This window comes from Arthrobacter sp. zg-Y844 (assembly GCF_024385465.1).
GTDB lineage: Bacteria > Actinomycetota > Actinomycetes > Actinomycetales > Micrococcaceae > Arthrobacter_B.
Map to the genome: position 1 here is coordinate 814,985 of NZ_JANFLS010000001.1, position 19,759 is coordinate 834,743.

The following is a 19,759-nucleotide window of genomic DNA, read 5'->3' on the forward strand; positions in this document are numbered from 1 at the left end:
CACCCCACCAAGGAGCCTCTACAGTGAACCTCCGCCTCAACCCCGGCATCCTCATGAAGAACTACGGCATCGTGGTCTTCCTGGTACTGATGATCGCCGTCTTCGCGCTGCTTATGCCGGATACCTTCGCGACGTCCGGCAACTTCCGGCAAATCCTCGCCGACCAGGCGGTCCCGGGCATCCTGGCACTGGCCGTCATCCTGCCGCTGGCCGCCGGAGAGTTCGATCTTTCCGTGGGTGCCAACCTCGGTATCTGCACCATCACCGGAATAGTCCTGGCCGGTACCGGCCTGCCGCTGCCGCTGATCCTGCTCGCCACGCTTGCCCTGGGAATGCTGATCGGCGCCATCAACGCGTTCATGACCATCGTCGTCGGCGTCAACGCCTTTATTGCGACCTTGGGCATGGCCACCATCCTGGCCGGTTTGAACCTGCTGCTGACCAATTCCACGCTGATCACCCATTCCTCGGATGCGTTCTCGGCCCTGACCGGGCTCCGCCTGCCCGGCGGGCTGCAGGTAGTTGTGTTCTATTTCCTCGCCGCGGCCCTCATCCTCTGGTTTGTCCTGGAACGCACTCCCTTCGGCCGATACCTGCGGGCCACCGGTTTGGGGCGCGACGCCGCCGAACTGTCCGGGGTGCGCACCAAGAGATACCTGGCCGCGGCCTTCATCGGCGCCGGACTGCTCGGCGGACTTGCCGGAACGCTGCAGGCTTCCCGCGCTGGAAATGCGACGCCGGACCTTGGCCCGGAATTCCTGCTGCCGGCCTACGCCGCTGCGTTCCTGGGCGCCACGGCCATCCGTGCCGGCTACTTCAACGTCTGGGGCACTGTAACGGGCGTGTACCTGCTTGCCGTCGGAGCCAACGGGCTGGTCATCCTGGGCGCCAAGACCTGGGTTACGAACGTCTTCAACGGGGTAGCTTTGCTGATCGCCGTCTCAGCCGCCACGCTGGTGCAGCGCCGCAAGACGCGGGCCGTGCGTCCGGCCTCTGCGGCAGCGGGTTCCACCCCGGCAGAAACACCACCCGGTCAAGGTGCCTCCACCCCGGCCTGATCCCTCCCGCAAGGGAACCAATCCTTCGCAGCCATCTTGTTTCACCGCAATCTAGGAGCAGCCATGTCCATCCTCGCCACATCCGCCTGGCACGGAAAAATCCACACCGATTCCTGGACGGCCGGGTCCGGCGGCGTTATCGACGTCGTCGAACCCTCCACCGGGCTTGTCCTGGGTGCCGTTGGGGCAGCGGACCGCGCCGATGCCCTTGCCGCCGCAACCCGGGCGGCTGCCGCGCAGCAGGCATGGGCACAGACCAAGCCGGAGGAGCGTGCCGCGGTGCTGCGGCGGGCGGGGATGCTTTTCGAGGACCACGCCAAGGAGATCCAAGGATGGATCATTCGCGAAACCGGCGGAATCGAGGCAAAGGCGGCGCTGGAGACCCACATTGCCGCCAACGAATGTTTCGAAGCGGCTGCGCTTCCCGCCCACCCTGCCGGGGAAGTGCTGACCTCCAATGAAAACCGCTGGTCCTTCGCGCGGCGCCGGGCTGCCGGCGTCGTTTCGGTGATTTCCCCCTTCAACTTCCCCCTGATCCTCTCCATCCGGTCGGTGGCGCCGGCCCTGGCGCTCGGCAACGCCGTACTGCTGAAGCCGGACCCCCGCACCAGCGTCTCCGGCGGCGTGTCCATCATGCGCATCTTCGAACTGGCCGGCCTTCCTGCCGGCGTCCTGCAGCTGCTCCCCGGGGGTGCCGACGTTGGGCAGGCCCTGGTGGAAGCGCCGGAGGTACGCATCATCTCCTTCACGGGTTCCACGGCGGCCGGGCGCAAGGTCGGCGAGACTGCGGGCCGCCTGCTCAAGCGCGCCCACCTGGAGCTGGGCGGCAACAACGCCTTGATCGTGCTGCCCGGCGCCGACATTGAACTGGCCGCGTCTGCCGGCGCCTTCGGTTCCTTCATGCACCAGGGACAGATCTGCATGACCACCGGACGCCACCTGGTCCACGAATCCCTGCTGGAGGAGTACATCGACAGGCTCTCGGCCAAAGCCAGGGCGCTGCCGGTCGGTGATCCGCACACCGGCAGCGTGGCGCTGGGCCCGATCATCGACGAGCGCCAGCGCGACAACATTGATCGCCTGGTACGGGCGGCCAAGGACGCCGGTGCCCGGATTGCGGCAGGTGGAAACTATGAGGGCCTCTTCTACCAGCCCACTGTCTTGACGGAGCTGACGCCGGACAACCCCGCCTGGACGGAGGAGATCTTCGGTCCGGTGGCCCCCGTGCTGGGGTTCTCGACCGTCGATGAGGCGGTCGAGCTGGCCAATGCCTCCGAATACGGCCTTTCCGTGGGCGTGCTGGGTGAGGTGGGGTTGGCGATGGAGGTGGCAGACCGCATGATCTCGGGAAAAGTGCACATCAACGAACAAACCGTCTCCGATGAAGCCAATTCACCGTTCGGCGGGATGGGCGCCTCCGGCACGGGTTCCCGTTTCGGCGGGGCGGGCGCCAACATCGAAGCGTTTACCGAAACGCAGTGGCTGACCATGCGGCCCGGAATTGCCGGATATCCCTTCTAGGCGGAATCCGTTTATTGCGGCCGGCCAGCTCCGCCTGACCCTACGTCCCTCCGGATACCACGGGCTATCCTCATCCCATGCCCAAGGTCATCTATTACGTCGCGTCCTCCCTTGACGGTTTTATTGCCACCGATGACAACCGTTTGGACTGGCTGCTCCAGTTCGGTTTCGAGGCGTTCCAGGACCACTACGACCGGTTTATGGCCGACGTCGGCGCGGTGGTCATGGGGGCGGAAACCTACCGCTGGGTCCGGGCGGAGCAACCGGACAGCTGGGAGTACGCCCAGCCGTGCTGGGTACTCACGCACGGGGAAGAGTCCGGCCCGGCGGAGGGGGACGTCCGGTTTGCCTCCGGCGACGTCCGCGAGGTGCTCCGGGAGGCTCGGGACGCGGCGGGAGAAGGGAACATCTGGGTGGTGGGCGGCGGCAATGTGGCGGCACAGTTCGCCGAGGCGGGGCTGCTGGACGAACTGTGGGTCACCTACATGCCGGTGGCATTGGGCAGCGGGCGGCGCCTGCTTCCGGTGGCCGGCCCCACCGCACCCATGCGGCTGATCGCCAGCACGCAGTTCAACGGCGGCGCTGCCGAGCTCCGCTATGCCGTGGCGCAAGTGCCGTAAAGACCGTTTGTCTAGAAATAAACGGTAACCACGGCACGTTCGGTCGGTGAATGCGGCCCAGGCCAACCCGTTTTCCCTGCATTACCGACAGCCCCGCCGAACAGCATTTCCGTCCGCGGCCCGGCTGGCCGTTTAAGCGGTATTACACCTGTAATGTTTGCTGAGACTCCGCTCACGGCAATGCGGGCACGGCATAAGAAGAAAAGCAGGCGTACAGGTAAATGAAGACAGATATCCGCACCCGGAACAATGTTCGCGTCCTGGGACGAGCGGACGGACCGGTACTGCTTTTCGCCCACGGTTTCGGCTGCGACCAGGGCATGTGGTCCCGGGTACTGCCGCGTTTCACCGATGAATACAAAGTGGTTCTCTTCGACCACGTCGGTGCCGGCGGTTCCGATCTCGCCGCCTACACCCCGGCCAAGTACGCCACCTTGGACGGCTACGTCGCCGATGTCCTGGAACTGTGCGAAGACCTGGACCTGCAGGACGTCACCTTCATCGGCCACAGCGTCAGCGCCATGATGGCCATTGCCGCCGGCGCCACCGCCGCCGAGCGTCTTGCCCGCATCATCCTGGTTGCACCGTCACCCAGCTACATGGACTACCCCGAGGACGGCTACGAAGGCGGCTTCAGCCGGGCCGACCTCGATGAGCTCCTCGAATCCCTGGACACCAATTACCTCGTCTGGGCCGCCACCATGGCGCCGGTGATCATGGGCAACCCGGCAGCTCCGGCTTTGGGCGCCGAACTCGAAGGCAGTTTCTGCCGGGTCAACCCGGGCATTGCCCGCCAGTTTGCCCGCGTGGCTTTCCTGAGCGACGTCCGCAGCCTGCTGCCCCGGGTCTCAGTCCCCGCGCTGATCATGCAGGCCTCCGCGGACCTGCTCGCCCCGGACCATGTGGGCCGCTACCTGCAGGAACACCTCCCGCAAAGCACGCTGGTGCAGATGGAAGCCACCGGCCACCTCCCCCATGTCAGCGCTCCCGACGAAACCGCGGACATCATCCTCGCCTACCTGCAACAGGCAAAGTAGGAGCATCATGGACCTGGATTTCCGGCTTGACTACCGCGCCCTGTCCCAAACCGCTCCGGCCGGGTACTTCATCACCCTGGCGGACGGTACCGTGGTGGACGCCAACGGCACGGCGCAGAAATGGATCGGCAAGGCGTTGGAGGACGTCCGCGGCACCAGCTTCCTGAAGCTGCTGCCCGTGGGTGACCGGATTGTCTACACCACCCACGCCATGCCGCAGTTGGCCTTGAACGCCGCGTTTGCCGAACTCGCCGTCGACCTCCTGGGACCCGACGGCCAGCGCATCCCGGTCCTGCTCTCCGCCACCCGTTCCCCCGCTGCCGGCGGGAGGCCCGCCCTGGACCAGGTGGTTGCCTTCTATGCGCACGAGCGCCGGCTGTACGAGCGTGACCTCATTTCGGCCCTGCGCACCGCCGAGGACGCCGAGGCCGCCCGCGCCGAGGCCGAGGCCAGCCTCACCGCCCAGGCAGTGGTGCTGCAGGAAAAGGATGTGGTGCTGCAGGCCTCTCTGATGGAAAGCCTGCGCAAGGAGTCGATGCTGGAAACCATCCTGAACACCATCCGGGTGGGCGTGGCGGTCATTGACGAGGACGGCCGCCGCATCCTTACCAATTCCCGCCAGCAGCTCCACGAGCGCCTCGCGGCCCCGTCCTTCACCACCCGCCCCACCGAAGCGGAGATGTACATTTTCGGGCCGGACCGCACCACACCGATCCCCGTGGACCAGCGCCCGGTGAAGCGGGCAGCCCTCGGCCAGTCCTTCTCGGACCAACTCGTCTGGTACGGGAACGGTGAGGAGCAGAAGGCGCTGAGCGTCTCGGCCCGCTCCGTCAAGGGCGACGACGACGCCTTCCGCGGTTCCGTGATCGCCTACAGCGACGTCACCGGCCTGGTGAACGCCGTGGCGGCGAAGGACGACTTCGTGGCGAATGTGTCCCATGAGCTGCGCACCCCGCTGACCTCGATCATGGGCTACCTGGAACTGGCGCTGGACGAAGAAGATGCCATCCCGGCGTATGTGGCCTCCTCGCTGAAGGTGGCGCAGCGGAATTCCGAGAAGCTCCTGCACCTGGTCTCGGACCTGCTGACCGCCGCGGCCGGCTCCGCCAATGTCCAGCAGGAAGTCACGGACCTCAGCGAACTGGTCCGCTCCGGCATCACCTCCGCCGCACCGCGTGCCGAAATCAACGCGGTAACCATCGTTGCCGAGGTTCCCGAGACCCTGCCGGCCATGGTCGATCCCAAGCGCATTTCCCAGGTGCTGGACAACCTGCTCTCCAACGCGGTGAAATACTCGCCCGACGGCGGCCGGGTGACGGTCAGCGCCTGGCGCGCCGAAACCGGTGCCACCGTCCTTCGGGTAGCGGACTCCGGCATCGGCATGACCGAGGCCGAGCAGGCGGAGGTCTTCACTAAGTTCTTCCGCTCCGGCACCGCACGCCGGGCGCAGATCCCCGGCGTCGGGCTGGGACTGGTAATCACCAAGCGGATTGTGGAAGAGCACGGGGGCACCATCGCCATGGAAAGCGAGGCAGGCAAGGGCACTGTCTTTACGGTCACACTGCCCTGATCCGGCTTGCGTCGGCACGGATTTTGAGGCCAAATGCACTTTGTGCCATCATCCGAAAGGTAAAAGTCCCTCCCCGCGTGTGTGCACCGGCCAGGGCAGGAAGCTGCGTCCCGCAGCAATGCGTTGAATGGATTTTTCGGTAATGGCAGAAACCAGCAAGGTGCGCGCAATCGTCCGCCGTCTGGGCTCGTTTTCAGCAGTGGGCGCCGTCGCCTTCGTGGTTGACGTAGTCCTGTTCAATATTCTCTCTGCCACCCTCGTGCCGGACAGCCCCATCGCCGCCAAGACCATCTCGGTAGCGGCGGCCACCACCGTTTCGTGGCTGGGCAGCCGTTACGTGACCTTCCGGAAGCTGCGCACCCGGAGCATCCGCAGTGAAACGCTGCTTTTCGCCCTGACCAATCTGGTGGGGCTGCTTATTTCCACCGGCTGCCTGTTCATCTCCCACTACGTGCTGGATTTCCGCAGCACCTTTGCGGACAACATTTCGGGCAACGTGGTGGGCATCGGCCTGGGCAATATCTTCCGCTACTTCGCGTACCGGTATGTGGTGTTCAACGGTCCCAGCGACCGCGCGGGGCAACCGGCAGCGGAACCGGAAAACTCCCGCTCGGTCTAGCTGCCCCCTTTTCCCCCACTGAAGTTCCTACGCCGGCGCATTTCGCGTCGGCGTTATTTGTTGTCCTGCCCGGATTGTGAAGCAGCTCACTTTTCCGGATTGACAACCGTTGACATTATTGGCGACAATTTGGGCACCAACCGCTCATCAGGCAAGGGAGCCTTATGTCCGACCATCACCAGCCCTCAGCCCGCGCACGGGACCTAGTCCGGGACGCCTATGACGTCCATGTGCACATTGCGCCGGACGTTATGCGCCGCCGAATTGACGACATTGATCTAGCCGCCCGTTTCGCAGAGCTCGGAATGGCCGGATTTGTGCTGAAGTCCCACTACACGCCCACCGCAGAGCGCGCCGCCGTCGTCCGCAAGGTCCACCCGGGCGTGGATGTCCTCGGAGCCATCACACTCAATGCCTCCGTGGGGGGCCTGAACCCTATCGCCGTGGAGATTGCTGCGCGTGGCGGAGCCCAGTTTGTCTGGCTGCCCACCGTGGACAGCTCAAACCAGCGGTCCTGCCTCGCCGAAGAACCCGAAGGCGCCACCCCGCCCATGTGGGCCCAGCTGCAGGAGGACCTGCGCACCGCCGGAATGGCCGCACCCGCCGTGGAGGTGGAATCCGGCGGCGGGCTGGTCCCGGAGGCCCGCCAGGTCCTGGAGCTGATCGCAAAGCATGACATGACGCTTGCCACCGGCCACCTGCACGCCGACGAATCCGGCAGCCTGATTCCGGCAGCCGTGGAGTTGGGCGTGCGCCGGATGGTGATTACCCACCCGGAGTTCACCTCCCAGCGCATGTTGCTGGATCAGCAGCGGGAGCTGGCCGAGCAGGGTGCACTGCTGGAGCGGTGCCTCACCACTCCCCTCACCGGCAAAGTGTCCTGGGACCTCTGGTTCTCCAACATCCGCCATGCCGGCCCGGAAAACTCGGTTATCAGCAGTGACCTCGGCCAGCCCTTCAACCCTCCTGTGGAGGACGGGTTGGCCATCGCCGCGGACCTTTTGCTGGCGCAGGATTTCACGGAGGAAGAGGTCCGGCTGATGACTGTGCATAACAGCCGCTGGCTGGCCGGTGCGGACCCGCTGCCGGATGCCCCGTCCCACCACCGGGGCAAGGTGCAGGCCGTATGAGCTCCCTGCTGGAAATCTCCGGGCTGAGCAAGCAGTTCGAGCGCGATGACACCGCCACCGTTGCCCTGCGGGACTTTGACCTCTCCATCGAGGAAGGCACATTCGTCAGCATCCTCGGCCGCAGCGGCTGCGGGAAATCCACCATGCTGAACCTGCTCTCCGGGCTTACCCGGCCCAGTTCGGGAACCGTCCATTACCAGGGCGCGGTGCTGAACGGCCCCAACGTGGACATTGGCTACCTGACCCAGTCGGACACGCTTATGCCGTGGCGCGACGTCGTTCGCAACGTCGAAATGCCGCTGGAAATCCGCGGTGAATCCAAGGAGAAGCGCCGGGAGGTGGCGCAGTCACTCATCGCCAAGGTCGGACTGACCGGATTCGAGAACCACTACCCCCGGGAACTCTCCGGCGGAATGCGGCGCCGGGCCAGCCTGGCCCGAATGCTGGCAGGGGCACCGAAGACCCTCCTGATGGACGAACCCTTCGGAGCGCTGGATGCACAGCTGCGCAACGAACTCCAGGAAGAGCTGCTGCGGTTGTGGCAGGGCTCCGGGCAGACGGTGGTTTTTGTCACCCATGACATCGAGGAGGCCCTCCTCCTCGGCGACCGCGTGGTGGTCCTGGGCCAGCTCGGCCGGATCCTGCTGGATGAGCCGATCAATATTCCGCGTCCCCGATCGGTGGATGAAACCCGGATCGACCCCACATTCGTGGCGCTGCACAAGAAGCTTGCTGCCGCCCTCAAGGAAGGATCCACGGCATGAGCGCTGCATCCGCGGCCGAGCCGGCGCTGCCGGCGGCAACCGCACCGGGAACAGGCCGGGTACCGCCGCTGGCGGCCGGATCCGGTCCCGTCAAGGAAAACCTGAACCGCACCTGGTGGGACAAGTTCGGCCACTCAACCATCGTCTGGGGCCTGCGCGCGGCAGTACTGGTGGCCTTCCTGGCCCTGTGGCAGATCACCGCAGGACCGGTCATCGATATCACCTTCATCAGCAAGCCCAGCCTGATCCTGGAACGGCTGGTGGACTGGATCGCTGACGGCACGCTCTGGACACACACCTGGATCACCCTGCAGGAGATCTTGCTCGGGTTCTTCTTCGGAGCCCTTGCCGGCGCCCTGGTGGGATACCTGCTGGCCTCCTTCAACCTGCTCTACCAGGTGCTGGATCCGTTTATGCTCGCCCTGTATTCCATCCCCAAGGTTGCCCTGGCACCGCTGTTCATCGTGTGGTTCGGCATCGGCATGGACATGAAGGTGCTGCTGGCAGCCGCCACGGTATTCTTCCTCGTCTTCCTCAACACCGCCGCCGGGGTCCGCGAAGTGGACCGCGGCCTGATCGACGCAGTCCGGCTGATGGGCGGCAACCGCCGCCATGTCGCCTTCAAGGTCGTACTCCCCTCCTCCATGACCGGCTTCCTCACCGGCTTGAAGGTAGCCATCCCGTACGCACTGATCGGTGCGGTCATCGGCGAGCTGGTCGCGTCCAACCAGGGACTCGGCTACCTGATCAACGCCTCAGCCGCCCAGTTCGACACTGCCGGCGTCTTCGCCACCCTGGTGGTGCTCACCATCGTTGCCACCATCCTGAACTCCGGCGTCGCCGTCCTCAGCAAGCGGATCAACCGCTGGAAGCCGCTGGACGAGCACTAACTCTTCCTCCACAGATTGGAACTCCAATGTTTGAAACGGTTACCCCCTCCAGGCGCAGCATGCTCAAGTCGATGCTCGTCCTTCCCGCCATCGCCGCCGTGCCCGCCCTGGCCTCCTGCGCCAACAACGCGGGCAGCTCCGATCCGGGAGTGCTGAATGTGGGCCAGATCAGCGACTCGATCGCGTTTTTCCCACTGTTCGTAGCCGAGCAGGAGGGCTTCTTCACCGCCGAAGGAGTGACCATGGGAGAACGCCCCCGGCTCGGAACGGGTGCCAAGGTGGCCGCCGCCCTGAAATCGGGCAGCATCGATCTCGGCGCCGGCGTCATCACCGACGCGTTCAACCTGTACAAGATCGACGACGACGCGAAACTGGTCAGCGGCCTGGTCACCGAGTACTACGTGGACGTGGTGGTGGGGAACAACTTTGACGGGCCCTCCGCTGACGCACCGCTCGAGGAACGGATCCAGGCGCTGGTCGGTAAGCAGATCGGCATCACCGGACCGGGCAGCGGCACGGAAGCGCTCATGACGTACCTGTTCAAGCAGATCGGCAAGAACGCCCAGACAGATTCCACGATGGTCAACATCGGCAGTGCCGCCACCGCCGCAATCGGCGCGCTGACCGCCGGCAGGGTGGACGCGCTGTGTTTCTTCCAGCCGATCGGACAGCAGGTTGAAACCGCGGGTGAGGGCAGCATCTACATCTCCCCGACCCGCGGCGATATCGAAACGCTGCGGTCGCCTATCCACGGCGCAGTGTTCAGCACGGGCGCCCAGATCGAGGCCAAACAGGATCTCGTGGACGGATTCAACCGTGCACTGGATAAGTCGCTGGCACTGATCCAGGAAAACCCGGAAAAGGCCCGGACCCTCTTGGGCGAGTACCTGAAGGACACCCAACCGCAGACCGTCGATGCGCTGGTGGCCCTGCTGCCCAAGGAAATCGCCACCTCCACGAAGGTCACCGAGGAGTCCTACAAAGTGGCATCGGCCTTCCACACCGAATCCGGGTTGGTGGACGAGGCACCGGACTACGCCGGTTTCGTCCTCGAAACCTCGCAGGCATAAAAAACCCGGGGCGGTAGGCCGCCCCGGGTTTTCTGCTGGACCTACTACTTCTTCTGCGGGGTGCGGATCAGCTTCTTGTTGACGAATTCGGCCATGCCGAACCGTCCCAGCTCGCGGCCCACACCGGAGCGCTTGACGCCGCCGAAGGGCAGGTCTTCCTGCGTGCCGGAGGTGCCGTTGATCCAGACCATGCCGCTTTCCAGCTGGTCGGCGACGTTCAGGGCGCGGTCTTCGTCGGCGCTGAACACCGCTCCGCCCAGGCCGAACGGGGAGTTGTTGGCCAGTTCAATGGCTTCTTCCTCGCTGGACACCTTGTAGATGACGGCGGCGGGACCGAACAGCTCCTCGGAGAACGCCCGCATTTCCGGCGTGACATCGGTCAGCACGGTCGGCTGCACGAAGGCACCCGGGCCGTCGATCAGGCTGCCGCCGGTGTGCAGGGTTGCACCCTTGTCCACGGCGTCGCGGATCTGCTCCACCAGGCCGTCTGCGGCAGCCTGCGTGGAGAGCGGGCCGAAACGGGTTTCCGGCTGCAGCGGATCGCCGGGTTCAATGGCGGCCATCCGGGCGGTGAACTTCTCCACGAAATCGTCGTAGAGGTCCTCCATCACAATGAAGCGCTTGGCGGCGTTGCAGGCCTGCCCGCCGTTGCCCATCCGGCCGGCGACGGCGGCCTTGACGGTGGTGTCGAGGTCCTCGGTGTCGAGGACGATGAACGGATCGCTGCCGCCGAGTTCGAGGACGTACTTCTTCAGGTTCCGGCCGGCCACCTCGGCGACGGCGGAGCCTGCCCGCTCGGAGCCGGTCAGGGACACGCCCTGGATCCGGGCATCCGCGATGATGTCCGCGGCCTGCTCGTTGGTGGCGAACAGGTTGACGTAGGCACCCTCGGGTACGCCGGCGTCGGCGAAGATCTGTGCCATCGCCAGGGCGGACTGCGGGCAGTTGTTCGCATGCTTGAGCAGCACGGTGTTGCCGAGCATCAGATTGGGGCCGGCAAAGCGGGCCACCTGGTAGTACGGGTAGTTCCACGGCATGATGCCCAGAAGCGCGCCCACGGGCTCGGTGCGGACCACGGCGTTGCCGCCGCCCTTGACGTCGAGCTGCTCGTCAGCCATGAAGCCGGGGCCCTGGGTGGCGTAGTACTCGTAGATGTTGGCGGAGAGGGCAACCTCATTCTTCGCCTCGCGCAGCGGCTTGCCCATTTCGAGGGCAATCAGCTTGGCGAGCTCCTCGGCGCGTTCCCGGTACAGTTCCGCAACGCGGGTGATGACCTTGGTGCGGTTCTCCACGGGCTCGTTCCGCCAGCTGGCGAAGGCCTCATGTGCTGCAGTGACGGCCTGGTTGATTTCGGCGTCGGTGGCTTCAGCGAATTCCTGAAGGGTTTCTCCGGTGGCTGGATTTACGCTCTTGTAAGCACTCATATTTGCCACGCTACTCCCTGCAAATCCAGTCTGCGAAAGCCTGGATTTCCGGGACTAAATCCGCGTCGGTTCTTGTTTCAGGGGCTTTGCGGCGCGAATTACCGCAAAGCGGAGCCGCGGCTGCGCGTCAGCGGCGGAGTTTCCAGAACTTAGGCCGCGGCCAGCCCTGGCCCGAGCTTCTCCGGTCCTCCGTGCGCGGACGACGGCTCAGCCGGACGCTGAACTCCCCCGGTCCGGGCAGCCGCCACCCGCGGCGGCGGGCCACCGTGCACAGCACGGCGCAGGTGCCGATGGCCACGCCCATGCCCACGTTCTGCAAGCCCAGCTGATAGAGGATCACCATTTCGACGGCGGCCACGAGGGCACCGGTGGCGTACAGCGTGTTGCCGCCGAAAATGGCCGGCACGCGGCCCACCACGATGTCGCGGATCATGCCGCCGCCCACGGCGGTGACAACGCCGATCAGGATGGCCGGCAGCCATTCCAGCCCCAGCCCCAGCGCCTTGGCCGTGCCGGTGGCGGCCCAGCAGCCCAGCGCGAAGGCGTCGATCACGATGAGGAACCGGTTGGCCCATTTGCCCTTGAGCTCAATGGCATAGGCAATGACGGCTCCGGCGATTGCTGCAAAGAGATAAGCGGGGTTTGTCAGCGCTACGGGGGTGCCGGCCTGCAGGAGGGTGTCACGCAACACGCCGCCGCCCAACGCCGAGGTGAGCGCCAGGACCAGGAAACCCACCGGGTCCATCCGCAGCTGCCGCGCGACCGCGCCGCCGAGGACTCCGTTCGCCAGCACCCCGGCGAGATCGACGGCGTCGAACACCGCCCTCGGGTCGAAAAGATCCACGCCGCTCCTGCTGTTTCCGTTGCCCGTTCTGCCGCCGTTCATTCTACGTGGCTGCGGGCCCGGAAAATCCTGCGGTTTGTGCAAATCCCTCCGCTGCGCAGCGGAGGAATTCACCCAAACCGCAGGGATTCAGACAAACCGGGGGTTTTACAGCCGGCGGCGGAATGAACCTGAAGCCACCGTGACAAATATTAACGGGGCTAAACGGGATCAGCCGTCCCCCGGGGGATAGTCCTCGTCACTCCCCGGTACGTCTGCTTTCTGTTCCAGGATGTCGGCCTCGGACCCGTCCGGGTGGATTTCACCTTCCGGTCCGGCGTCGCCTGCGCCCGGAACTGCGGGAATGTCCTGCTCAATGCCGTCCGCCTCGGAACCGTCCCGGTGGATTTCACCTTCCGGTCCGGCGTCGCCTGCACCGGGAACCGCGGGCAGTGACTGCTCGGCCCGGTCACCCTCCGAACCGTCGGGAATTACCGGTTGGTCAGCGTCCTTACGCATATGCGTGCCTCCAATGCAGGTTGCCGTGGCCGCCGGGGCGGCTTCCGTCCCTTCTGTCTATCACCGAAGCCGCCCAGTAGAAATAGCCTGCGGACGGGTCAGGCGTCGTCCCGCAGGTCCAGCACCACCTTGATGTCCCCGTCGCGGTCCTCGAAGGCCTGTGCATAGTCCGCCAGCGGAACCCGGCGGGAGATCAGCTGCTCAAGCCACCGTGCATCGCTCTTGGCCAGGGCCGCGGCCGCCTTGAGGTAGTGGCGGCGGTTGGCGTTGACGGTGCCGAAGACCACGCGGTTGTCCATCACCAGGTTCAGGTTCAGGGCACCCAGGTCCACGGGCTGCTCGCCATCGGGCTCGGAGACCCCGGTGAGGCAGGTGACCGAGTTTTTGGCGCCGTGCTGCAGCACGTCATTGATCACCGTGGGCACCCCGGTGCATTCGATGATGATGTCCGGGTTGATGCCGGATTCGGGGAGGGTGTCGGTGTGGAAGACGGCGCCAAGTTCCTTGGTCAGCTTCTCCTTCGGTCCGTCCTCTTCCAGGTCGAAGACGTGCACTTCGAGTCCGCGCTGCACCCCGAACAAGGCACCGAGCAGTCCCACGGGCCCGGCGCCGGTCACGGCGACAACCTGCGGCCGGAAGTAGGCGCGGCCGCCGATCCGGTCGATCTGTTCCCAGGCCTTGGCCAGGATGGTGGCGGGTTCCAGCAGGACCCCTACGCGTTCCAGGGAGGGTTCGAGCTTCACCATGTCATCGGGGTCCCCGCGCCAATATTCGCGCGCGAAACCGTCGAGTCCTTCAATACCGTGTTCGGTGTAGGTTCCGGTCAGGCACATGTCCCACTCGCCGGCGGCGCAGGCCCGGCAGTTTTCCGCACAGGGTCGGCGGACAATCCCGACCACCAGGTCCCCGGCGGCAAGGTCCGAGCCCTCGGGTGCCTCGACGACGCGGCCCAGGTTCTCGTGTCCCATCACCAGGTAGTCCCGGTCCTCGGGTGCGGTGCCGAATTCGGCGGCAATGACTTCGCGGTCGGTGGCGCACAGGCCCACCGCGAGCGTCTCCACCAGCACGCTGCCTTCACCGGCTTCCGGCTCGGGAAGATCCCGCAACTCCAGCGAGTCCTTCTGCCCGGGGGTGATTATCAATGCCTGCATGTGGTTTCCTTCCCGCGGCTGCTTGCTGTCTGTATCCCAGATTAGCGCCGCGGCCGCGCCGGTAAGACTCGGCACAGGCAGAGCCGAAACGGCCGCGGAAACAATGAAGGCCCGCCCCATGGGGGCAGGCCTTCAAAATATGGTGGAGATGGGGGGAATCGAACCCCCGTCCGGTGTTGTTTTGTCAGGGCTTCTCCGGGCGCAGTATGCGTCGGATTTTCTCGGCCCCAGCCATCCTGCATACAGGTGGCTGATCCGGGCCCAGCCGTCAAAATGTCCCGAACACCCCGACGGCGGGAGTGTTCGGCAGTGGCCCTCTAAACGACGCCAGGATCCGGAGCGAGAGCGACTCCGGGCTGACGGACTACTCCGGCTGCTTAGGCAGCGAGAGCGAAGTCAGTGCGCATAGGTTTGGCACTTATTGTTTTGCAGAGAGCGTTAACGAGATAACTCTGCGTTCTCGGCCCGCTTCCCCTGGCTCAACAAACATCGTCGAAACCGATCATCCCCGTATTGAGTTACCAAGCACCGTTTCCGGCGGCGACCCTCCCGGGCCGTCCACAGATTTTAACGACGCCGGCCCGCGGATCATTCCCGCTCGGCCGCACCTTTTTGATGCGGTGCGGGATGTGAGGAGGCGCGGACCGGCCAGGCGGCTAGCGGCGTCGGCCGAAAATCAGCGAAGCTGCGGCCACGGCACCCGTGACGGTGTAGACGGCAGGCCAGGCGCCCATCTTCTTGGCGAGCGGATGGGAGAGGCCGAAGGCGGCTACATAGCCTGCGGTCAGTGCCGCGGCGGTGCCCGTTCCGGCGTCTCGCTTCCAGAGGGCAAATGCACCGGCTCCGGCGGCGGCGAGCACGGCTCCGCCCAGCTGGCGGTTACCGGTGGAACGTGCGGTCTGGTAGCCGCCGATCAGGCCGGCGGAGGTGATCAAAGGGGTCAGCAGGGACAAGGTTTTCTCCTCGAAATAGGCAACACCTCCAGCTTATGCCGGGGTCCGTGCCGCCCGCTTCCTGCGTCGGACCAACCGGGCGGCGGACGGCACGAGATCCCAGCCGGTGGTACGCCTGACACCTAGTGTGACCACTCCCGTACCACCAGCACCACAGCGTGGGACCCTCTGCGCGGGACGGCACCCGCGGGGACCACAGCCGCCGTCGTAGACTGGTGCCCGCCAACAGCGGAGCACGAGCGGAGGACCGTGGCAGATTCCCGAACCCTACTCACGGAGCTGGAAAACCGGATCTCGGCGCTGGCCTCGGCTTCGGCTGGAACCGTGGTCATCGGCGTCGCCGGTGCCCCCGGAGCAGGAAAGACCACCCTCGTGGAATCCCTGGTCCGCGAGCTGAACGGCGCCGTCGACGACGTCGAGTCGCAGCGCTTTGCCCACATTCCCATGGACGGCTTCCACCTCTCGGACCGGGAGCTGACCCGTCTCGGGCTGCTGGGGCGCAAGGGCGCCCCGGAAACCTTCGACGCCTACGGCTATGCGGCGCTCCTGGAACGCCTCCGGTCACCGCGGACCGCCGTGGTCTACGCGCCCGGTTTCGAGCGGACGCTGGAACAGCCGCTGGCCGGCGACATTCCGGTGTTTCCGGCAGCGAAGGTGATCCTGACGGAGGGGAACTATCTGTTGCTGGACCGCCCGGAATGGCGTGAGGTCCGCTCCCGGTGCACCGAGGTCTGGTACTGCCAGCCCGACGAAGACCAACGCGTGCAGCGCCTGGTGGAGCGGCATGTCCGGTTCGGGAAGACGCCGGAAGCGGCCGCCGCCTGGGTCCGGGACGTCGACGGCCCCAATGCGCAGCTGGTCCAGGAGTCCAAACACCGGGCCGACGTCGTCATCCGGCCGGCCTGGACGTGACGAGGGGTGCCTTTGGGCGGGCGCCGCAGCCTCGCGTATAAAAGGACGCAGACCACCCGCACGAAAAGCAGGCCCGGCCGGACCTTCAGAAGGAGACAACGCAATGGACGCACGCCCCTCGACACTGCTGGAAGACGGAGCCTCGCTGGAGCAGGTGGGTACGGGCGCGGTCTGGGCGGAGGGTCCCGTCTGGGTCCCTCAGCGCAACGCGGTGCGCTACAGCGACGTGCGGTCCAACCGGATCCTGGAGTACAGCGAAACCACCGGCGAGCTCAGCGTATACGGCTCCGACATCGAGTTCACCAACGGCCGGGCGCTGGACGCGGACGGCTCCGTGGTGCAGTGCTCGCACGGGCGCAGGGCCGTGGAACGGGACCGCAACGGCACCGTGGAAACCCTGGTGGACCGCTTCGGCGAGGTCCGCTTCAACTCGCCCAACGACGTCGTCGTGAAGTCCGACGGCACCATCTGGTTCTCGGATCCCTCCTACGGGATCGACAACCCGGCCGAAGGCCACCCCGGCGAGCTGGAGTACGGAGACCGGTACGTGTTCCGCTTTGATCCGGCCAGCGGCGAACTCACCGCGGTGATCACCGACATCATGGCCCCCAACGGGCTGGCGTTCTCCCCGGACGAGTCCGTCCTCTACGTTTCCGACACCGCCGAAGAGGCCGTCTCGCCGTACGGCCCGGCGCAGTCCGAGGGCAACCCGATCCGTGCCTACGACGTCATCGAGGGCCGGCAGGCGAAGAACGGCCGGGTGTTCGTGCGCGTTGCCCCCGGTGTGCCCGACGGGTTCCGGGTGGATACGGACGGGAACATCTGGTCCTCCGGCGGCGACGGCGTGCGGGTGTTTTCACCGGCCGGCGAGCTGCTCGAACACATCCCGGTGCCCGAAACCGTCAGCAACGTCTGCTTCGGCGGGCAGGACGGCCGGACGCTGTATATGACGGCAACCACCAGCCTGTACCGGATCCGTACTACGGCCAGCGACGCCGCGGCGGCCCTGCGTACGCAGCGGTAACGACGGCTGCGGCTGCGGCTCAGGCAAGCAGCCGCCGCAGCCGGTATTCCAGTTTTCCGCGCCGGGTGCCGTCATCGCTCAGGTGCGCCGTGCGCTGGATGTAACCCCGGCCCCACTGCTCCAGCAGGAAGTCATCGGCGGCCCGGACATGGCCCGGCGGAAACCGGTACCGCAGCCGGGACGCCAGGGACGGCCAGTCCGCCGAGCGCAGCAGCGCGGTGGCCTCGGCCAGTGAATAGACGGTGTTGGCTTCCAGCGCCTGCACCAGCCAGTCATAGTGGTCGGCACGGCTGCGCGGATGTTCCGGCAGTTCCTGCTCAAGCACCTCGCGGAGCGCGGCAGCGGTCAGTTCATCTCCGCTCGAAGCTCCGGCGCTGCGGGCTTCCCCGCGCACCCGCTGGAGCGCAACCACGTGGTTGATGGCATCAAACTCGCGGTCCGCCAGTTCGATCAGTCCGGACGCGAGCGTGAACGCCCGGTTCACCTCCGGCGGCACCGGGCCGATGCCTTTGTAGCGGATTTCGTGCTCGAACTCGGCCCAGGCGTGCTGGAGGATGGTGCGGAACTGCACTTCGAACCGCTGCCCGCCGAACAATTCACAGCCCGACGGCGGATTGCCGGCGGGGACCCGGAGGATGAGGTGCTGCCCGGAGTAGCCGAAATCGCCGCGTATTTTCTGCTCGGCGGACTTGTCCACGTGGTCCAGTTCTTCAAAGGTGCCGGACAACGCCTCCATGGCAGCAGGGATATCCGATTCCAGGAAGAGGATGATCCGCACGCCAATCAGGTCATCAATGTCATTGAGCCCATTGATATACCGCGGCGCTCCGTCCTCGGTCCGCCGTTCAAGCTTCTTCCCCAGCGAGTCGATGGCCTTCACCCGGTGCTGGATGTGGTGGTAGTTCAATCCGTCGTCGGCCAGCCGGGCAAGGACTGCACCGTGGATGCCCTCCTCCGCGCCCTGGTAGCGGCCCAGGTTCATTGCATAGTCGCCCAACCAGTCATTGATCCGCATGCTGTGCGTTGGCAGAAGTTCCATTGACAACCTGTTCCCCCGGCGGTCCGCCGACACGGGTGTGCGGCGTGGAGCGATTGCCTCAATTCTGTGCGGACCTCCCAAGCCCCGCAAGGGTTCGCAGAGGTGCAGGGCGACCACGGACGCCGCCGCCCAGTCCCAGCCGCCGTTGCGTTACGCAGCGGGCTGCACCGCGTTTTGGACTTCGGGAAAACCCGTGATTCCATGATTTGCCCTGTTGATAAACATCGAAGTTTTTCACTTTTAGGAAACCATGATTGATCTGTTGATATTGCTGCTGCTGGTCGTCGGCATCGTCGCCGTCACTGCAAAGCTCAAAATCTCGCCGTTCCTCGCCCTCCTCGCCGCCGCCTTTATCGGCGCGTTTGCGTTTCGCCTGCCGGTTGATGAAATCATCCCGACAATTACGACGGCGTTCGGCAACACCATGGGCAACATCGGCCTGGTGATTCTTTTCGGCACGATGATCGGCGTAATCCTGGAGCGGTCCGGCGGCGCCATCGCCATGGCTGATGTGTTGATCAAGGTCCTGGGGACGCGGTTTCCGACCCTGACCATGAGCATCATTGGCTACATCGTCTCTATTCCCGTCTTCTGCGACTCCGGCTACATCATTCTCAATTCGCTGAAGAAGGCCATGGCTGAACGGGCCAAGGTATCCCTGGTCGCCATGTCCATAGCGTTGATGACCGGTCTGTATGCCACGCACACGATGGTCCCGCCCACGCCCGGACCGCTGGCCGCCGCCTCCAACCTGAATGTGGTGGACAGCCTGGGCCTGCTGATCGGCCTCGGCCTGGTGGTGGCCGCGGTTTCGGCGGGTGCCGCCCTGCTCTACGCCAACCGGTTCCTGAAAAAAGACATTGAACTGCTGCCCGTTCCGGCCGAAGAGGTGGAGGTCAGCTACGAGGACCTGAGGACACAGTATGGAACGCTGCCGAGCGGCTTTATGGCCTTCCTGCCGATCCTGCTGCCGATTACGCTGATCTGCCTGTCCTCGATAGCCAAGCTGCCCGGCGCCCCGATGGGCGAGGGCGGCCTGGCCGCAACCGCCGTCTTCGTGGGAACTCCCGTGGTCGCACTTGCGCTCGGCCTGCTGGCGGCGGTGTTCCTGCTGCGCGGCAAAGGCAGGCTCAGCACCTTCAACACCCAGATCTCGGACTCGATTGTGCTGGCGGCACCCATCCTGCTGATCACCAGTGCCGGGGCTGCATTCGGCGGGGTGCTGGGCAAGAGCTCCATCACCGCTTTCCTCTCCGACAACCTGGCCACGCTGGGTCTGGGCATTGCGGTGCCGTTCGTGATTTCAGCTGCCTTGAAGACGGCCCAGGGTTCCTCCACCGTTGCCATGGTGACAACGTCGGCCATGCTTCTGCCGCTGCTGGAACCGCTGGGACTGGCCGGCGGAGCCGGGCCCGTCCTCGCGGTCCTCGCCATCGGCGCCGGCGCCATGGTGGTGTCACACGCCAACGACTCGTACTTCTGGGTGGTCTCCCAGTTCAGCCGGATCCCGACTGCCACCGCGTACCGCACGCTGACACCGGCCACTGCCGTGCAGGGCATTGCAGGTTTCGCAGCGGTCTGGGTCCTGAGCCTGTTCCTGCTCTGAGGCGCTCGGCGACCGCTGGAAGGCGGCGG

At 65.4% G+C, this 19,759-nt stretch carries 19 protein-coding genes and 1 other RNA gene; 13 read left to right on the forward strand and 7 right to left on the reverse strand.

What is annotated here, in order from left to right:
• Positions 1 to 23: 23 nt before the first annotated feature.
• The 10 genes from NNX35_RS03800 (at position 24) to NNX35_RS03845 (ending at position 10,279) form a co-directional block, all read left to right on the forward strand.
• The gene (locus tag NNX35_RS03800) at positions 24 to 1,058 is read left to right on the forward strand and encodes an ABC transporter permease (protein ID WP_255765195.1); all 1,035 of its coding nucleotides are present in this window, start codon (positions 24 to 26) and stop codon (positions 1,056 to 1,058) included.
• Positions 1,059 to 1,121: 63 nt separating this feature from the next.
• A complete protein-coding gene (locus NNX35_RS03805; protein WP_255862433.1) occupies positions 1,122 to 2,579 on the forward strand; it encodes a benzaldehyde dehydrogenase in 1,458 nt (485 codons plus the stop codon).
• Between the two features lie 77 nt (positions 2,580 to 2,656).
• Positions 2,657 to 3,199 carry a dihydrofolate reductase family protein gene (locus tag NNX35_RS03810; RefSeq protein WP_255862432.1) on the forward strand — a complete coding sequence of 181 codons (543 nt, stop codon included), beginning with the start codon at positions 2,657 to 2,659 and terminating at the stop codon, positions 3,197 to 3,199.
• Positions 3,200 to 3,420: 221 nt separating this feature from the next.
• A complete protein-coding gene (locus tag NNX35_RS03815) occupies positions 3,421 to 4,236 on the forward strand; it encodes an alpha/beta fold hydrolase (protein ID WP_255867022.1) in 816 nt (271 codons plus the stop codon).
• A 7-nt stretch (positions 4,237 to 4,243) separates the two neighbouring features.
• Positions 4,244 to 5,806: an ATP-binding protein gene (locus NNX35_RS03820; RefSeq protein ID WP_255765199.1), complete on the forward strand. Its 1,563-nt coding sequence runs from the start codon at positions 4,244 to 4,246 to the stop codon at positions 5,804 to 5,806.
• A gap of 142 nt (positions 5,807 to 5,948) precedes the next feature.
• On the forward strand, positions 5,949 to 6,425 hold the full coding sequence (locus NNX35_RS03825) for a GtrA family protein (protein ID WP_255867023.1): 477 nt from the start codon (positions 5,949 to 5,951) through the stop codon (positions 6,423 to 6,425).
• Between the two features lie 164 nt (positions 6,426 to 6,589).
• Positions 6,590 to 7,555: a DUF6282 family protein gene (locus tag NNX35_RS03830; RefSeq protein ID WP_255867025.1), complete on the forward strand. Its 966-nt coding sequence runs from the start codon at positions 6,590 to 6,592 to the stop codon at positions 7,553 to 7,555.
• The gene (locus NNX35_RS03835) at positions 7,552 to 8,319 is read left to right on the forward strand and encodes an ABC transporter ATP-binding protein (protein ID WP_255765202.1); all 768 of its coding nucleotides are present in this window, start codon (positions 7,552 to 7,554) and stop codon (positions 8,317 to 8,319) included. The genes NNX35_RS03830 and NNX35_RS03835 overlap by 4 nt, the downstream gene beginning before the upstream one ends.
• Positions 8,316 to 9,209: an ABC transporter permease gene (locus tag NNX35_RS03840; protein ID WP_255862428.1), complete on the forward strand. Its 894-nt coding sequence runs from the start codon at positions 8,316 to 8,318 to the stop codon at positions 9,207 to 9,209. Before NNX35_RS03835 ends, NNX35_RS03840 begins: the two co-directional genes overlap by 4 nt.
• A 26-nt stretch (positions 9,210 to 9,235) precedes the next feature.
• Positions 9,236 to 10,279 (forward strand): ABC transporter substrate-binding protein, encoded by a 1,044-nt coding sequence (locus tag NNX35_RS03845; RefSeq protein ID WP_255765204.1) that lies wholly within the window; start codon positions 9,236 to 9,238, stop codon positions 10,277 to 10,279.
• A gap of 44 nt (positions 10,280 to 10,323) precedes the next feature.
• On the opposite strand, the gene NNX35_RS03850 is transcribed toward NNX35_RS03845, so the two are convergent.
• From NNX35_RS03850 to NNX35_RS03875, 6 genes are all read right to left on the reverse strand, one after another.
• Positions 10,324 to 11,703 carry an NAD-dependent succinate-semialdehyde dehydrogenase gene (locus NNX35_RS03850; protein WP_255765206.1) on the reverse strand — a complete coding sequence of 460 codons (1,380 nt, stop codon included), beginning with the start codon at positions 11,701 to 11,703 and terminating at the stop codon, positions 10,324 to 10,326.
• 127 nt (positions 11,704 to 11,830) lie between these two features.
• Positions 11,831 to 12,589, reverse strand: coding sequence for a trimeric intracellular cation channel family protein (locus NNX35_RS03855; protein WP_255862426.1), 759 nt, complete (start codon positions 12,587 to 12,589; stop codon positions 11,831 to 11,833).
• A 168-nt stretch (positions 12,590 to 12,757) separates the two neighbouring features.
• Positions 12,758 to 13,045, reverse strand: coding sequence for a hypothetical protein (locus tag NNX35_RS03860; protein WP_255765208.1), 288 nt, complete (start codon positions 13,043 to 13,045; stop codon positions 12,758 to 12,760).
• A gap of 98 nt (positions 13,046 to 13,143) precedes the next feature.
• Positions 13,144 to 14,196, reverse strand: coding sequence for a glucose 1-dehydrogenase (locus NNX35_RS03865; protein WP_255867027.1), 1,053 nt, complete (start codon positions 14,194 to 14,196; stop codon positions 13,144 to 13,146).
• A 140-nt stretch (positions 14,197 to 14,336) separates the two neighbouring features.
• Positions 14,337 to 14,706: a transfer-messenger RNA gene (gene ssrA / locus NNX35_RS03870) on the reverse strand.
• A 146-nt stretch (positions 14,707 to 14,852) separates the two neighbouring features.
• Positions 14,853 to 15,149, reverse strand: a complete 297-nt coding sequence (locus NNX35_RS03875; RefSeq protein ID WP_255867028.1) for a hypothetical protein — start codon at positions 15,147 to 15,149, stop codon at positions 14,853 to 14,855.
• A gap of 249 nt (positions 15,150 to 15,398) precedes the next feature.
• On the opposite strand from NNX35_RS03875, the gene NNX35_RS03880 reads away from it, so the two are divergent.
• Both NNX35_RS03880 and NNX35_RS03885 read left to right on the forward strand, forming a co-directional pair.
• Positions 15,399 to 16,061 (forward strand): nucleoside/nucleotide kinase family protein, encoded by a 663-nt coding sequence (locus tag NNX35_RS03880; protein ID WP_255867030.1) that lies wholly within the window; start codon positions 15,399 to 15,401, stop codon positions 16,059 to 16,061.
• A gap of 103 nt (positions 16,062 to 16,164) precedes the next feature.
• Positions 16,165 to 17,085, forward strand: coding sequence for an SMP-30/gluconolactonase/LRE family protein (locus tag NNX35_RS03885; RefSeq protein ID WP_255867031.1), 921 nt, complete (start codon positions 16,165 to 16,167; stop codon positions 17,083 to 17,085).
• Between the two features lie 19 nt (positions 17,086 to 17,104).
• Here NNX35_RS03885 and NNX35_RS03890 read toward each other — a convergent pair whose 3' ends face one another.
• Complete coding sequence (locus tag NNX35_RS03890) at positions 17,105 to 18,124, reverse strand: GTP pyrophosphokinase family protein (protein WP_255867032.1); 1,020 nt, start codon at positions 18,122 to 18,124, stop codon at positions 17,105 to 17,107.
• A gap of 250 nt (positions 18,125 to 18,374) precedes the next feature.
• On the opposite strand from NNX35_RS03890, the gene NNX35_RS03895 reads away from it, so the two are divergent.
• A complete protein-coding gene (locus NNX35_RS03895; protein ID WP_255765214.1) occupies positions 18,375 to 19,730 on the forward strand; it encodes a GntP family permease in 1,356 nt (451 codons plus the stop codon).
• The last annotated feature ends 29 nt before the right edge of the window (positions 19,731 to 19,759 follow it).

Excerpts from the sequence above, each read along its gene's own strand:
- NNX35_RS03805 (WP_255862433.1), top strand. The coding sequence starts at position 1,122 with ATGTCCATCCTCGCCACATCCGCCTGGCACGGAAAAATCCACACCGAT.
- NNX35_RS03810 (WP_255862432.1), top strand. The coding sequence starts at position 2,657 with ATGCCCAAGGTCATCTATTACGTCGCGTCCTCCCTTGACGGTTTTATT.
- NNX35_RS03815 (WP_255867022.1), top strand. The coding sequence starts at position 3,421 with ATGAAGACAGATATCCGCACCCGGAACAATGTTCGCGTCCTGGGACGA.
- NNX35_RS03820 (WP_255765199.1), top strand. The coding sequence starts at position 4,244 with ATGGACCTGGATTTCCGGCTTGACTACCGCGCCCTGTCCCAAACCGCT.
- NNX35_RS03825 (WP_255867023.1), top strand. The coding sequence starts at position 5,949 with ATGGCAGAAACCAGCAAGGTGCGCGCAATCGTCCGCCGTCTGGGCTCG.
- NNX35_RS03830 (WP_255867025.1), top strand. The coding sequence starts at position 6,590 with ATGTCCGACCATCACCAGCCCTCAGCCCGCGCACGGGACCTAGTCCGG.
- NNX35_RS03835 (WP_255765202.1), top strand. The coding sequence starts at position 7,552 with ATGAGCTCCCTGCTGGAAATCTCCGGGCTGAGCAAGCAGTTCGAGCGC.
- NNX35_RS03840 (WP_255862428.1), top strand. The coding sequence starts at position 8,316 with ATGAGCGCTGCATCCGCGGCCGAGCCGGCGCTGCCGGCGGCAACCGCA.
- NNX35_RS03845 (WP_255765204.1), top strand. The coding sequence starts at position 9,236 with ATGTTTGAAACGGTTACCCCCTCCAGGCGCAGCATGCTCAAGTCGATG.
- NNX35_RS03850 (WP_255765206.1), bottom strand. The coding sequence starts at position 11,703 with ATGAGTGCTTACAAGAGCGTAAATCCAGCCACCGGAGAAACCCTTCAG.
- NNX35_RS03855 (WP_255862426.1), bottom strand. The coding sequence starts at position 12,589 with ATGAACGGCGGCAGAACGGGCAACGGAAACAGCAGGAGCGGCGTGGAT.
- NNX35_RS03860 (WP_255765208.1), bottom strand. The coding sequence starts at position 13,045 with ATGCGTAAGGACGCTGACCAACCGGTAATTCCCGACGGTTCGGAGGGT.
- NNX35_RS03865 (WP_255867027.1), bottom strand. The coding sequence starts at position 14,196 with ATGCAGGCATTGATAATCACCCCCGGGCAGAAGGACTCGCTGGAGTTG.
- NNX35_RS03885 (WP_255867031.1), top strand. The coding sequence starts at position 16,165 with ATGGACGCACGCCCCTCGACACTGCTGGAAGACGGAGCCTCGCTGGAG.
- NNX35_RS03890 (WP_255867032.1), bottom strand. The coding sequence starts at position 18,124 with ATGGAACTTCTGCCAACGCACAGCATGCGGATCAATGACTGGTTGGGC.
- NNX35_RS03895 (WP_255765214.1), top strand. The coding sequence starts at position 18,375 with ATGATTGATCTGTTGATATTGCTGCTGCTGGTCGTCGGCATCGTCGCC.